Here is a 15,028-nt window from a genome sequence, read left to right as displayed (position 1 = left end):
CTGGGCTGGGGCGCGGCCTGAGGGTTGGCACGGCGGGGCGGCAAGGCGTGATATCGGCTTTCCACGTTACGCTCTTTGGCTGCAGGTGGCCGATAGCCGGCCCGGCCGGCTCGCTTGACTGGAAGGCCGGCGGCAACCGATGGCCGCCCGGGCAGATGGCGACGGTATGTCAGAGACCCGGCCAGGGCGGTGGTTGCGGGGCGTAAGCCGGCCGAGCGCTATCGGCCAGCCAAAAGGCCTGCGCGGCCCATGATGTTTGAGTGGGTGGCACACCTGGAGGGGCGGCTTCGCGCGAAGGAGTTGCCAACAAGAACTAAACAGGACGACCGGCGACGGGGCGTCCGGCCGGTCGGCGCCTGCGGCGGATAGCGCGATCGCTGCGTTGGCCGCTCGACACGACGGTTGCGGCCACGGTGGCCAGGCGAGCGGCTGCTCATGAGAGGGCATTGCTCACTGACCTGGTGGATCGCATGGCATAAGCCGTTTGGCCTGCTCTGGCTGCACCCAGCGGCCACAGCCCAGCGTTCCCTAAAAAGAAGGTGGCCATAGACGGCCTGGCGAACGGCGTGTTGTCGCGCCAGGTCAGCGAGCCACAACGCAGTGGGCTGTCGTGGCATTCATTTTAGGGCGTATGTCCCTGATGCAGAGGATGCGCCAGGGCCGTCTTGCGAGGCTGGATCGTAGCGCCGCCCTGTTGCTGCGGCCTGGTACCGCAAAACGCATGAGGCGAGCCAGCGCCGGCGCGGGTCCGTTGCTTGTACGGGGCTAGGCCAGGTTTCGTGCGGGCGTCGCGTTGCCGCCGCAAATCGTGGCGGGCGAGGCGCGCCGCCGGTTCTGAGCATGCCCGGACCAAGGTTGGTCGTGCGGCCCGATGCGATTTGAGCCGCAATCCAGTGTTGCCGTTCGCGGACGTCGCACAACGACGCCGCACTCGCGGCGCCTTGGCTTGTAGCCCAATGGCCCTACAAACCGCCCTGGGCGTGGACTCGCACGCAACCTCAACACGCTCTAGGGTCGGCTTTCGCCGAGATAGCGCCCAGGCCGGTGGTTGATGGCAACGATCATATTGAGAACCACGGCGCCGAGCACCGACAGCGCCACCCGATCCCAGGGCAGCACAAATAGGGCGACGATCATCAGCAGTGTGTCGATGGCCAGCTGGATGTGTCCGGCTCGAATGCCGCGGGCATCCTGTAGATACAACGCGAGGATATTGACGCCACCGAGGCTAGCGCGATGTCGGAACAGAAACAGGATGCCGAGGCCGATCATGGCGCCGCCGGCCAGGGCGGCATAGAAGGCGTTCAGATGATCGATCGTCATCAACTCCGGCATAGCCCAAGTCAGGCTCGATAGGCCGGCCACAGCGATGAAAGTCTTGATCGTGAACCGTATCCCCATACGACGGGCCGCCAGCCAGTAGAACGGCAGATTGATGACGAAAAACACCGGCCCGAAGGACCAGCCGCTGACATAGCTGATCAAGAGTGCCATGCCGGCGGTACTGCCGATCAACAACTGGGCCTGGCTATAAAAGAATAGCCCAAGGGCTGCGACCGCGACGCCGAGCACCATGGCTAGGACGTCTTCCCAGAGCTTGTGCGCAACGACGGGCGCGCCGATTTCGACCGAAGACATAAACAAAGCAAGGACAAACCGAGCGCTTCGATATGCACGATTCGCTCCAGAATGACGCTGGATTTAAGCCGGCCTCCGGCCGGGCTCGCCAGTCGCCGTGGCTGGCTCGGCAGGTATGAGGCCGCGCTGGGGCGATCACCCCGGGCTAACGCATCGGCCGTTTCATACAGGGATATCCTAGCCAGGCCGGCGAGGGATGTCTTCGCGGCCGTGGGCCATGTGCAGGGCCGGCTGGCGAAGCGGCGGCGGCACTCATCGAATGCCACGGGCGCCCGGGTCAGCGCCGTTTAGGGAATCGAGACGGTGCCGAACCGGCCAGCCTGCAGGCAGCGACAGGCTGGCCGGGCCGCGGGTTAGGCCAGGGCCGTGAGTACCAGTTTGCCTACGGTATGGCCGGCTTCGAGCCGCCGGTGGGCTTCGGTGAGGTTGTCGATATTCAGCGGACCGATCACTTCACCGAGGGTGCTGTGTATCCGACCGGCGTCGAACAGCTGAGCGAGTTCGGCCAGGATTTCGCCGTGGCGTTCGGGGTGGTAGCCGTGCAGGGCGCGAGCGAACATGAATTCCCAGCAGAAACTGACCGCCTTGGATTGCAGGGCATTGATATCGACGGTCTGCTCGGTTTCGGCGATCGCCACGATCCGGCCGAGCGGGCGGATTGCTTCGACCATGTTCTGCCAGTGCACGCCGATATCGTGGCAGTTATAGATATAGTCGACCGTGTCGTGCCCGGCGTTGTGCAGCGCCGTAAGTAGGTCGTGGTGGTCGATGACTTCATGGGCGCCGAGGCTGCGGCACCAGTCGGCCGATTCGGCCCGCGAGGCCGTGGCGATCACCTTGAGACCGGTGAGTTGGCGGGCGAGCTGGATGACGCTCGAGCCGACCCCGCCGGCGCCGTTGATCACCAGCAGCGTCTGTTCGCTATGGGCCTCGGTCGCCGCGTTGAGGCCCAGCTTGTCGAACAGGCCTTCCCAGGCAGTCAGCGCGGTCAGCGGCATGGCCGCAGCCTGTTCGTCGCTCAGCGACTTCGGTGCATGGGCGGCCAAGCGGCTATCGACGATCTGCTGTTCGGCATTGCAGCCGGGGCGATCGACCTGCCCGGCGTAATACACCCGATCGCCGACGCCGAAGTCGGTGACATCCGGGCCTGTGGCTTCGACGGTGCCGACTGCGTCCCAGCCGAGGATGCACGGTTCGTTGATCTCGCCGAGGGCGGCAGCGCGGATCTTGGTGTCGACCGGGTTCACCGACAGCGCGTCGACGCGCACGCGCAGATCCAGCCCCGAGGGCTCGGCAATGGCGGTATCCAGTATCTCGAAGGCGCCGGGGGCGTTGATATCGTCTGCGCCGCGGGTTGCGATGGCTTTCATAAACAAAGACTCAAGAGAACTCACGCAGCGGCTCCACGCCGCTGCTGTACAACATGCTGTTGCCGTTTATAGCGACGATGTGGCGGGAATCAAACCGGCGGTCTGCAGTAATCGCGCTCGTATAGGCCTGGGCGATTCGAGACGGGAGCCGGTCGCGCTCATCGTATGCGCATCATATAGCGGCCGCCGGTGGCAGCCGGCCCGATGCGAGCCGACAATCCGTGCCACGATAGTTCTTTAAGACCGCTGGGTTGCCTGGATAGCGCGGGCAACGGAAAAGCGCCAGCGCCCGTGGATGGGCGATGCGTCGGCAAGCCCGTATCGCGTATACGGACAGACCAACAGGACGGCACGCCAGGCTTCGTCTCGCCGCGCGAAAGCGCCTGTGGTGCGGCCGTACAACCAGCCAGGCCAAGCCAGGCCAGGCTTTTGTATGAAGACAAGGCATGCGACTTGGCGGCCGAAGTGGGGGCGCAGGGCGAAGGCCGGCCAGGCGTGGCTGGCCGGCCCGGGGTAAGGCGTGAATCGCGAAGTGCTGGCCGCATTGGCCAGTTCGCCGATGCCGCTCAGCGGGCTCGCGGGTTGGCTAGGCTAGGGCCGTGTTTTCGGCGCCGCGACCCGACGAGCACGCCGAGCAAAGCCAGGGCGAACAGGCCCAGCGAGCCCGGTTCCGATACGCGAGGCACGCTCGAAGGGTCCAGAGTCCATCGGCCTGTAGCGCCGCTACAGCCATCCTGGCCGCAGCGGTTGGGGGCATCGCTATTGGCGCGATATAGCGTCCAGAGCCCGTTATCGTCGCCGGTCATGCCGAAATCGTCGGCGCTTGAGGCCATCCGAAGGCTGCCGCTCAATCCTGCGTCGACGATGGTGAAGTCGGCAGTCAGGTAATACAGGTCGGCGTTACGCTCGGAGCCATATGGCGGGTTGGCATAAACATAGAGTTGCTCAGGCCATCCCGGGAGCTGAAACCGTAGGGAGGCATGTTCGATCGGGCTGTCGGGATAGCTGATCTCGGGCGGAGCCGGCGGTTCGCCTTCCCAAATCGGATAGTTGGCCCAGCCGTCGAAATAAGCCGATCCGGCCCGATAGGCCTGATCGGTGAGAATCACTTGGCCGCTGTCGGTTTCCAGGCCGTCGTTGTTGCTGATCGGTTGCCAGTCGTAAATCACACTCGCCGGTGCCGAGCCGATCGAAAACAGGGCGAGGAGGATAAGGGCCGCAGTCCGACGATAAGCTGGCATGAGAGGCTCCCACGCGTTTTGTATTCGGTATAACTTTTATAGCAATTTGTATTCCTTGATCTCTTGCAAGCAAGGGCAAGGGGTGTAGTGGTTTGGGTTGAGCTGAAAACGCAGCAATGTAAGGAAATCCGACATACAGCGGTGGTTTTTCGCCCTAACTCCGCCTTTGGTCTGACAGGCGATCCGACGCTCGATGGGGCGGTTAAAGCGGGTATAACGACCCGGCTTTCGTTGTATAAGCGGGATCAAGACAATGGCCGGTATGGGCCATGCGCTTGGATTGCCATCGGCCGATCGGGCGCTGCTTAATGTGTCGGTTTTTATGACACATCAGTCTTCGAGCGTGGCCCAGCGCGTAAGCGCGGTGGCCGGTGAACGCAGGGCTTCCAGCACCGAAAAATGATGCTCGCCGGCGAGTTCGATCGCACGACAAGGCACGCCCAGCCCGGTCCAGATATTGGCGAGTAGGGCGTTCTGGCGTTTCAGCTCGGCCAGCTCGTCACTGCCGACCACACAGATCAGATCGCCCGGCAGATCAGGCGCCTGTAGCGCCGGCGACAGGGCTGTAGCCCGGTCGCTGCTCAGGCCCAGCGTGCCGTTGATATCGGTGGTGGCCGCGATCGGGCGCAGGTCGTGCAGTCCGGAAATCGAGATCACCCGTTGGATACGCTGGCGGGCCGCGGCCAGCAAGCCGCTATGTGTGGTCACGGCATGGCTGACCAAATGGCCGCCGGCCGAGTGTCCGGCCAGAACCAGTGGCCCGTCGATCGTATCGGCGACCGCCTGAATGCCGGCGATCACCGAATCGGTCAGCGATTCGAGGGTGACGTTCGGGCATAGCGGATATTCGACGAATGCCACCCGCCAGCCCCGGGCCAGGGCGCCGGCTGCGAACTGGTGATTTTCGGTTCGGGCCAGTGAACGCCAATAGCCGCCGTGCAGAAAGATCAATGTGCCGTGGGGCGAGTCTCGATCCGGTACGAACAGATCGAACACCTCGCGGGCATCGGTGCCGTAGGTGTGCTGGGTCGCCGTATGCTCGGCCCGGAACGCTTGGCCATCGGCCTGCCAGTGGGCCAGCCAATCGCTGGCATCGGCGACGGCCGCTCGGTTGTCGTAGGCGTGGTCCCAATCGTTGCTCATGTGCGATTCCGGTTGACGAATTCGGCGAAGGCCTCGGTGTGATCGGGGTGCCAGCGCGATAGGGCCGGGCGATTATCGGTCAGGTCGCCGGCTGCCCAGGTGATCCGGCGGCGGTCGGTTTCTTCATCGACTGCGTTGTCCGGGCAGAGGATATAAAAGTCGCTGGCGGCCATGCGCTCGATGAGCCGGTCGATAACCTGCTCGGCGCTCCAGGCTTCGGCGGGCTGGCTTGGATGCCGGGGCTTCGACATACCGGTATAGGTAAAGCCGGGGACGAGCAGATGGGCCGAGACGGTCGCACCCTTGGCGTTGCGCAGCTCGTGGGCCAGTGATTCGGTATAGGATTTCACTCCAGCCTTGGTCACGTTGTAGGCCGCGTCACCCGGGGGATTGGTAATGCCCTGTTTGGAACCGGTGTTGATGATCGCAGCCGGGCTGGCTTGTTCGAGCAGGCGCGGCGCAAACACTTGGCCGCCGTGGATCACGCCCCAGAGGTTGGTGGCCATTAACGCGCGCCAGCGGTCGAGTTTTTCGAAGGAGCCGCCGCCCGCGTTGATACCGGCATTATTCATGACCACGCCGATGTGATCGAAGGCTTCGAAGGCACGGTCGGCCAGGGTCTGGACCTGGTCGACCTCGCTTACGTCGCAGGCTTGGCCGAATACGATCGCCTCTAGATAGCCGGCCTCGACGGCCGCGCTCTGGACGGCTGAAACCGCATCGTCGAGTGTCGGGCCGGGCTGATCGGCCAAGGCCACATGCAGCCCCAGGCGGGCGAAACGAACGGCCGCGGCCAGACCGATACCGCTGGCCGCGCCGGTCACGACAGCGCCATGGCCGGTCGCGATAGCGGGATGTTGGGGCATGGATCGTCCTCAAACAAAACGACCGGCAAGAAGCCGGTCGAGTGCTGTATGAGCCCGCATTTTAGCAGACGGCCGGTGGCAAGACGCCGCCCGGCCGTTGCGGTGCGGCTTAGATGCCGATCTTGGCCAGGGCCTTGCCGCTCATCAGGTTGCGCTCGATCTTCTCCAGCGAGATCCCTTTGGTCTCCGGGACGAACCAGAGGATGAACAGGATGAACACGGCGTTGACCAGGGCCAGGATGCCAAACGTCCACGGACCGCCCAGGCCAGCCAGCATCATCGGGAAGAACTGGCCGATGAAGAAGTTGCCGATCCAGTTCGCGCCGGTCGAGGCGCCGATGCCGAAGTCGCGGCCGTGCAGCGGCTGGATCTCCGAGCAGAGCGTCCAGATCAACGGGCCGGCCGACATGGCGAAGCCGGCCACGAAAATCAGTACTGCGGCCATGCCGGTGTACTGCAAGAAGGGCGTGGTCGGGCCGATAGTCAGCACCGCCGACAACAGCGCCATCATCGTAGCCATGATCACGAAGCCGGCATAGAGGATCGGCTTGCGGCCCAGGCGATCGATGAAGGCGATCGCGATGAAAGTCGCCAGCACGTTGATCAGGCCGGTGATCACGGTAGCCCACAGACTGGCCGCCGTGCCTTCGAAGCCCGACATCTCGAAGATGCGGGGGGCGAAGTACATGATCACGTTCATGCCGGTGAATTGCTGGACCAGCTGCAGGGCGATGCCCAGCGCCACCGAGCGACGGAAGTTCGGGTTGTCGCGCAGCATCGCCCAGCCACGGGAATTGCTTTCCTGCTGGATGGCGGACTGGATCTCGTTGAGTTCGTACTCGACTTCTTCCGAGCTGCCGCGCAGCTTGGAGAGTACGTCACGGGCTTCGTCGAAGCGGTCCTTGGCCGCCAGCCAGCGCGGACTCTTGGGCACCGACAGCGCGCCGAAGAACAGCAAGATCGCCGGAATCACCAGCACGCCGAACATCCAGCGCCAGCTCTCGATATAGGAGAACAGCAGGTTGGACACGAAGGCGGCGAGAATGCCGATGGTCACCATCAGCTGGTAGAAAGACACGGTCGCGCCGCGAATGCGCTCAGGGGTGACCTCCGACAGATACAGCGGGGCCGTGAACGAAGCCACGCCGACCGCCAGACCCAGCAGGATGCGGCCGATGACCAATACGGTCACGCCCTGGGCCACTACGGCGATCAAGGCGCCGAAGATGAACAGCAGCGAAGAGGCCAGCAACGCCTTTTTGCGTCCCAGGGTTTTCGAGATCCAGCCGGCCCCTAGGGCACCAACGGCCGCGCCCACCATCATGGACGACACGATCCAGCCTTCCATGGCGGAAGACACATGGAATTCGTTCTTGATAAAGGGCAGGGCGCCAGAGATGACGCCGATGTCCATGCCGAACAGCAGCCCGGCGAGCGCAGCCAGGCCGCAGCTCAGCCAGACCATAGGCACGATATCGGCGTGCGCCACCGCCGACGGCGCGTCATCCGCCGTCGAGTTCGTAGGACCAGAAGGGCCGGCCATATCCAATCTCCTTGAATGGGTAGGGAAAGAATTAGGAAAAAGCGCGTTTAAGATATCTGTAGATTGGTTGTTATGACCAATTAAATTGTCGAAACTACGACTAATGTCGAAGATTAGCGGCTGAATCGTTTCACGGCTCGGGCGCCCGTCCGGTGCGGTGAGTGAGCAGCCGGTCGACCCGATCGCGGCCCGGCGGGCAGCGGCCGTCGAGCGCAGTCCACATTCGATCCAGGGTGATGGCGGCGACCTGGTCATGCTGCTGGGGCAGGGAATTCACTGCCATCGGCAGAAAATCCAACACCCGGTCGTCGCCGAAGGTGCCGATGCGGGGATAGTCGCGACCCGGCGTCGACGCGGCCAACAGTACGTCCAGCGCGCCGTCGAGCAGCGGATAGGCGGCCACCACCAACGCATCCGGTGTGCCGTGCTCGTCGATATGCGCCTGCATCAGGGCCGCGCCGCTGGCACGGCTATAGGTCGTAGCGGTGCACAGGGTGGCGCGGCAATCACCGTCGTGCTCGTCGACCGCGGCCAGAAACCCCTGGCGGCGGCGTTCGGTGATCGACAGACCGGCCACGGCATCCAGCCAGACCACTGAACGTGTGTTTGGGGTGAGCACCGAGGCAGTCAGCCGGCGCGCGGCTGCGCTGTTGCTCGAGGCCACGCTGCGAAAGCGAGCCTCGTCGAGCGGCCGGTCGAGGCCGATGATTGGCAGTCCTTCGGCCTGCAGATCGGCGTAGAAGGGATCTTCTCGATCAAGGCAGGAAGCCACGATCAGACCATCGCAGCGCCGCGCCCGAAGTGCTTCGGCCAGCGCGCGTTCGGTGGCGGCTTCGTCGTCGGAACAGACGATGATCACCTGATAGCCGGCCGATCGGGCGCCGCGTTCGAGTCGCTTGGCCAGGCGGGCATAGCTGACGTTTTCCAGATCCGGCACCACCAAGCCGAGTGTTCGAGTGGCGCCGCGACGCAGCGCGGCAGCGCGCGCATCGACCTGGAAACCGTGGGCCTCGATCACGGCATTGACCCGGGCCACAGTGCTCGGGCTGATACGTCTGGCCTCGGCCTGGCCGTTGACCACATAGCTGGCAGTGGTGCGCGAAACGCCGGCCAGCCGAGCGATATCGGCAAGGGTTCGGGCTTTGGTCATACCGGATCGATCGCAGCCGTGGCTGAATACGACTGGCCCATGCCGAGCCGTGCCGGTTGAGTGCGGTTGAGCGCGCTAACGACGCCTCGACTACACTGCGCCCGCTGGGCCGTGCCCTGGCGCTGCTGGCGGGTGCCCAAGCCGTTGCATGCTGCAGCAGTATTCGTTTCTGCCGTCGGAGGATCAGACTTTTGTCTGAAGGGCGCTGTTTTCACTTGATTCCTCCCAAAGCCAGTTACAGCATACGACTGTAATTTCGGTGACACGATTCAGCTATTCGCCGAAAGGCTAAGATGGATCGCCCGCCAGCGATCGGTTTATCCGTCCCGGAGTTCTCATGCTCAAGCTCACTGCCGATGCCGTACTGCTCGACCAATCTGCCGACGATTGGCGCGATGCCCTGACCCAGGCCGGCAAGGCGCTGACCCGGGCGGGTCTGACCGATGCCGCCTACGGCCAGGCGCTGTTCCAGCGCGAAAACGAAGCCTCGACCTATCTCGGCAACGGCATCGCCATACCGCATGGCACGCCGGCCTCGCGGGCCTATGTACGCGAAACCGGCCTGCGTCTGCTGCAGTTCCCGAACGGCCTGGAATGGCACGACGGCAATCGTGTGTCGCTGGTGATTACCATCGCCGCGGCCAACGACGAACATCTGGATATCCTGCGCGGACTGACCCATGTGCTGGATGCGCCGGGCGTGGCCCATCGTCTGGCCGAGGCCGACAACGCCGACGAGGTGATCGCGCTGCTGTCCAGACCGCCAGTGGTCGCCCGCCTGGATCGGCATACCGTGGCCGCCCGTGTGCCGGTGACCACCCGCCAGGGCTTGGCGGCGGTCGCGGCGACGCGGCTGCACGAAGCCGGCCTGGCCGGGCCGGCGTTTCTGGCCGAGATCATGGGCCAGACGCCGGCCTCGCTGGGCGACAAACTATGGCTGATCGAAGGCAGTGCCGACGTCGCCCAGCCGGCGCTGGCGGTCGCCACGCCGGCCGAAGTCCACGATGCCGCCGCAGTGTTCGTGCTGGCCCGGGTGCCACGGGCCGATGAACAGGTCGGCCATGCCACCCAGAAACTGCTCGATCGCATGCTCGGGGTGCTGGAATCCGGGGAAGGTACGCGTCTAGCCCAGCTCGATGCGGGTCAGTTGTTGGGCCGGCTGTCCGGTGAGTCGAGCAGCGCCGAGGTGCTGCGGGTGCGGGTACGCAATGCCCACGGCCTGCATGCCCGCCCGGCCAAGCAGCTGGTCCAGATCGCCCGCGAACAAAGCCTGCCGATTCGGGTGCGTCTGGAGTCCGGTGGCGCGGACACGGTCTCGGCGGCCAGTCTGACCAAGGTTATCGGGCTGGGCGCACGGCGCGGCCAGATGCTGGTGTTTTCGGCCGAAGGCGAGGGCGCATCGGGCGCGCTCGAGGCGATCGGCAATGCCGTACGGTCCGGGTTGGGCGAAGAAGTGCTGCCGCTGGACGACACCAGCGAGGCCCGGCCGTCGCGCAACAAGAGTCAGCCGCGGGCGATCGCCCCGGCACCGGCCGACGATACGCCGCTGGATGCCGTCGCGGCGTCGCCGGGCATGGCGATCGCGCCAGCGTTCGTAATGCGCCTGCCCGAGTTCGACTATCCCGAGACCCGCGACGACTCGATCAGTGAGCGCCGGCGTCTGGACGCCGCGATCCGCGATGCCTATAGCCAGCTTACCGATCTGGTGCGGGCGGCCGATGGCGGCGATATGGCCGAGATCCTGTCCATGCACGAGGAGATGCTGCGCGATCCGGAGCTGCGCGAGGCGGCGGTCGAGGCGATCAACGAAGGTGCTTCGGCCGAAGCCGGCTGGTGGGCGGCCATCGATGCCTCGGCCCGGGCCCAGGCCGCGCTGGCGGATCGGATCCTGGCCGAGCGGGCGGCCGATCTGCGCGATGTCGGCCGGCGTGTGCTCGGGCGGCTGTGCGGCGTGGATATGCCGGAGCCGCCGGAACACCCCTATATTCTGGTCGCCGAAGATATCGGCCCCTCGGATGTGGCCCAGCTCGATACCCAGCGCGTACGCGGCCTGCTCACTGCCAAGGGCGGGGCGACCTCGCATAGCGCGATTCTGGCGCGCAGCCTGGGTATTCCGGCGGTGGTCGGGGCCGGTGAAGGCGTATTGTCGCTCAGCGACGGCGACGAGTTGATCATCGACGGCGAGCGTGGCCGGGTCACGCCCAATCCCAGCGATGCGCGTCGCGAGCGCGCCGAGCGCGCAATCGCCGACCGCGAGGCGCTGGCCGAAAAAGCCTTTGCGGCCCGCTTTGATCCCGCGGTCACCACCGATGATCGCCGTATCGAAGTCGCTGCCAATCTGGGCAATACGTCGCACGCCGGCGATGCTGTGGAGCGCGGCGCCGAGGGCGTCGGGCTGCTGCGCACCGAATTCATTTTTATGGCGCACCCGGCGGCGCCCGATCTAGATACCCAGGTCGCCGAATACCGGCGCGCCTTCGAAGCCCTCGGCCCGGATCGGCCGCTGGTGGCTCGGACTCTGGATGTTGGCGGCGATAAACCGCTGGATTACTGGCCGGTGCCGCCCGAGGACAATCCGTTTCTGGGGTTGCGTGGTATCCGGCTGGCGCTGGACCGGCCACAGATTCTGGAGACCCAGATCCGGGCGCTGGTGACCGCGGCCGATGGCCGGCCGCTGCGGATCATGTTCCCGATGGTCAAGGATCTGGCCGAGTTCCATGCCGCCAGGGCCATCTACGACCGGGTGATCGCCGAGTTCGACAGCGTCGATGTCCAGCTCGGGGTGATGGTCGAGGTGCCGTCCTGTGCCTTGCTGGCCGGCAGCCTGGCCCCGCATGTCGATTTCTTCTCGATCGGCACCAACGATCTAACCCAGTACACCCTGGCCATCGATCGCGGCCATCCGCGGCTGTCTGGCCAGGCGGACGGCCTACATCCGGCGGTGTTGCGGCTGATTTTGATGGTCATGGTCGCGGCCGAGAACCACGGCTGCTGGGTCGGCGTCTGCGGTGAATTGGCCAGCGACGGCCAGGCGGTCGGCGTGCTGGTCGGCCTCGGCATCCATGAGCTGTCGGTTAACGCCCGACAGGTGCCGCTGGTCAAGGCCCGGATTCGGCGACTGTCGTATACCGAGGCCGCCAGCCGGGTCGAGGCGTTGTTGTCGATGGCCACCGCCGCCGAGGTGCGCGAAGCGGTCGAGGCCGCCGAGGCTGGCGAGTCGCAGGTCTAATGGCACGCGTTCTGGCGATCACGCTCAATCCAGCGCTCGATCTATCGATCGGGCTCGATACGCTGATGCCCGGCACCGTGCATCGTGCCGGCGAGGCGCGCTCGACGCCGGCCGGCAAGGGCAACAACGTGGCCCGGGTATTGGCGGCCCACGGCCACCAGGTGACCGTGAGCGGTTTTCTGGGCGCGGCCAATGCCGGCGTCTTCGAGACCGCTTTCGCCGACTGGGGCGTGGCCGATGCCTTCATTCGCGTAGCCGGCGAGACGCGCACCAACGTCAAGCTGGCCGAGTCGGCCGGACGCGTGACCGATATCAATACCGCCGGCGCGGCCGTGGCCGATGATGATTGGGCCGGCCTGCTCGCCGAGATCGATTCACAGGCCGAAACACAATCGTTCTCGGCAGCCGTGATCGCCGGCAGCCTGCCGCCGGGCGTGGCGCCGGCGCGGCTGGCCGAGTTGGTGGTACGCCTGAACGAGTTCGGGGTGCCGGTCTGGCTGGATACCAGCGGCGAGGCACTAGCGGCAGCAATCGCGGCCTGCCCGGCATGGGTCAAGCCCAACGTCGACGAGCTGGCGGCCTGGGCCGGCCGGACGCTGGCCGAAGAGGCGACCGTGCTGGACGCTGCGGCCGCGCTGCAACAGGCCGGCGTAACGAATGTCGTGGTGTCGCGGGGTGCTGCGGGTGTGTTCTGGCAAGGCGAACGCCAGACGCTCGCGGCCACGGCGCCGCGCGTATCGGTAGTGTCGACGGTCTGTGCCGGCGATACGTTGGTGGCCGGGCTCATGCACGGCCGGTTATCGGGCTGGTCGGATGACGACACTTTGGCGTTTGCCGTGGCCCTGTCGGCGGATGCCGTCACCCGGATCGGCGTGGGGCGTTCCGATACGGCTGAATTCGAGACTCTGCGCCAATCGGTGGCCGTGCAGGCTGTCGTCGAGCGCGGACCGAGAGTCAAACGGGGGTCGCTATCGGCGGCCGGAGAGAACCGAACATGAAGATCACCATCGTCACAGCCTGCCCGGGCGGGCAGACGACTTCCTGGCTGGCGGCCCAGCGGCTGTTCCGGGCCGCCGAGCGTCGCGGCTGGCGGGCTGTTTTCCACCCCGATGACAGCGGCGACAGCGACTATGTGATCGTGGCTGCCAGTGCTCCGGTCGATCTGTCGGGCTATGCCGGGCGGGCCCTGTATCGGGCCGAGCTGAGTCAGGCGCTGGCCGAGCCGGATACGGTGCTGGACGCCGCCGAAAGCCAGGCCGCGCCCTATGAGCCGAGCGCTGCGGACACGGCTCCGGCGGCTGACGATACTGCGCCTGCAGAGGCGGCATCGGGACAGCGCATCGTCGCGGTGACTGCCTGCCCGACCGGGGTCGCGCATACGTTCATGGCCGCCGAGGCATTGGCCGAAGCCGGGCGCGCGCTGGGCCACCAGATTCGGGTCGAGACCCAGGGGTCGGTGGGCGCCCAGGATGCGCTGACCGACGAAGAGATCGCAGCTGCCGACGTGGTGTTGCTGGCCTGCGATATCGAAGTCGACGATTCGCGTTTTGCCGGGAAGCCGATCTACCGGGCTTCGACCGGGGCCGCGCTCAAGCAGGCCCGCTCGACCATTGAGGCTGCGTTGGCCGAGGCGACGGTGGAATCGGCTGGCCAGGGCAGTGCCGGTAGCGGCCAGGGCCAGGCCAAACCCAGCATGAAAGAGCGCGGCATCTACAAGCATCTGCTGACCGGCGTGTCGTTCATGCTGCCGATGGTGGTCGCTGGCGGGCTGTGTATCGCGCTGTCGTTCGTGTTCGGCATTAATGCGGCCGACGAGAAGGGCAGTCTGGCGGCGGCGCTGATGCAGATCGGTGCCGGCTCGGCGTTCAAGCTGATGGTGCCGATCCTGGCCGGTTATATCGCCTATTCGATCGCCGACCGGCCGGGGCTGACCCCGGGGCTGATCGGCGGCTGGCTGGCGACCGATCTCGGGGCCGGCTTCATCGGCGGCATCATCGCCGGTTTCCTGGGCGGCTATGCAGCGCTCGCGGTCAAGCGTTTCGTGCCGTTGCCGGCCAGTATCCAGTCGCTCAAGCCGATTCTCATCATTCCGTTGATCTCGAGCCTGATCACCGGGCTGGTGATGATCTATGTCATCGGTACACCGGTGGCCGCGATCCTGGAAGCCTTGACCGGCTTTCTCAATTCGATGGGCTCGACCAACGCCGTGCTGCTCGGTCTGTTGCTGGGCGGCATGATGTGCTTCGACATGGGCGGGCCCATCAACAAGGCGGCCTATACCTTCGGTGTCGGGCTGTTGTCGTCCCAGACCTATCTGCCGATGGCCGCGATCATGGCCGGCGGCATGGTACCGCCGATCGGCCTGGGGCTGGCCAGTCTGCTGGCCCGGCCGAAGTTCGATACCGCCGAGCGTGAGGGCGGCAAAGCCTCGCTGGTGCTGGGGCTGTGCTTCATTACCGAGGGCGCGATCCCGTTCGCAGCCAAGGACCCGATCCGGGTGATTCCCTGCTGTGTGACCGGCGGCGCTGTCGCCGGCGGGCTGAGCATGTTCTTCGGCTGCAAGCTGATGGCGCCGCACGGCGGGCTGTTCGTGATGCTGATTCCGAACGCGGTGACCCATGCCTCGCTGTATCTGGCTGCGATTGCGGCCGGTTCGGCGGTGACCGGGCTGTTGTATGCCACCATCAAGCCGCGTGTGGCCGCGGATTCAGCCTCGGCCAGCACCGATGCACTGGGCCTGAATTCCTCGGCTTCATAATCGGTCATAAGTAGCGCGCAATCGATTGGCTCGCTATTAATCGGAGACGTCCCCCGAGCTGGAACTGCATAATGCAGTCAATTCGATTTG

Annotated in this window: 10 protein-coding genes; 3 read left to right on the top strand and 7 right to left on the bottom strand. The window is 65.3% G+C overall.

The annotated features are described in order from the left end of the window. Window positions 1-1,008: 1,008 nt before the first annotated feature. The 7 genes from V5738_RS15810 to cra form a co-directional block, all read right to left on the bottom strand. Entirely contained in the window at window positions 1,009-1,638 is a 630-nt protein-coding gene (locus V5738_RS15810; protein WP_423821772.1) for a YitT family protein, read from the bottom strand. Between the two features lie 353 nt (window positions 1,639-1,991). Then, entirely contained in the window at window positions 1,992-3,008 is a 1,017-nt protein-coding gene (locus V5738_RS15805; RefSeq protein ID WP_423821771.1) for a zinc-binding alcohol dehydrogenase family protein, read from the bottom strand. A gap of 566 nt (window positions 3,009-3,574) precedes the next feature. Beyond that, a complete protein-coding gene (locus V5738_RS15800) occupies window positions 3,575-4,249 on the bottom strand; it encodes a PEP-CTERM sorting domain-containing protein (RefSeq protein WP_423821770.1) in 675 nt (224 codons plus the stop codon). A gap of 330 nt (window positions 4,250-4,579) precedes the next feature. After that, on the bottom strand, window positions 4,580-5,392 hold the full coding sequence (locus V5738_RS15795) for an alpha/beta hydrolase (protein WP_423821769.1): 813 nt from the start codon (window positions 5,390-5,392) through the stop codon (window positions 4,580-4,582). After that, a complete protein-coding gene (locus V5738_RS15790) occupies window positions 5,389-6,258 on the bottom strand; it encodes an SDR family NAD(P)-dependent oxidoreductase (protein WP_423821768.1) in 870 nt (289 codons plus the stop codon). The genes V5738_RS15795 and V5738_RS15790 overlap by 4 nt, the downstream gene beginning before the upstream one ends. A gap of 109 nt (window positions 6,259-6,367) precedes the next feature. Next, window positions 6,368-7,723, bottom strand: coding sequence for a sugar porter family MFS transporter (locus V5738_RS15785; protein ID WP_423824193.1), 1,356 nt, complete (start codon window positions 7,721-7,723; stop codon window positions 6,368-6,370). Between the two features lie 208 nt (window positions 7,724-7,931). Then, on the bottom strand, window positions 7,932-8,951 hold the full coding sequence (cra, locus tag V5738_RS15780) for a catabolite repressor/activator (RefSeq protein ID WP_423821767.1): 1,020 nt from the start codon (window positions 8,949-8,951) through the stop codon (window positions 7,932-7,934). A gap of 337 nt (window positions 8,952-9,288) precedes the next feature. Between cra and ptsP the strand changes: the two genes are divergently transcribed. Genes ptsP through V5738_RS15765 form a run of 3 tightly spaced genes read left to right on the top strand, consistent with a single transcriptional unit; the run spans window position 9,289 to window position 14,938 of the window. Then, window positions 9,289-12,180, top strand: coding sequence for a phosphoenolpyruvate--protein phosphotransferase (ptsP, locus tag V5738_RS15775; protein WP_423821766.1), 2,892 nt, complete (start codon window positions 9,289-9,291; stop codon window positions 12,178-12,180). Further along, entirely contained in the window at window positions 12,180-13,178 is a 999-nt protein-coding gene (gene pfkB, locus V5738_RS15770; protein WP_423821765.1) for a 1-phosphofructokinase, read from the top strand. Before ptsP ends, pfkB begins: the two co-directional genes overlap by 1 nt. Next, window positions 13,175-14,938, top strand: a complete 1,764-nt coding sequence (locus V5738_RS15765) for a fructose-specific PTS transporter subunit EIIC (RefSeq protein ID WP_423821764.1) — start codon at window positions 13,175-13,177, stop codon at window positions 14,936-14,938. The genes pfkB and V5738_RS15765 overlap by 4 nt, the downstream gene beginning before the upstream one ends. Window positions 14,939-15,028 lie beyond the last annotated feature (90 nt).

The organism is Salinisphaera sp. SPP-AMP-43 (genome assembly GCF_049568105.1).
GTDB lineage: Bacteria > Pseudomonadota > Gammaproteobacteria > Nevskiales > Salinisphaeraceae > Salinisphaera.
The sequence above is the reverse complement of the archived record's forward strand: the minus strand, read 5'-3'. Positions and strand labels throughout refer to the sequence as shown.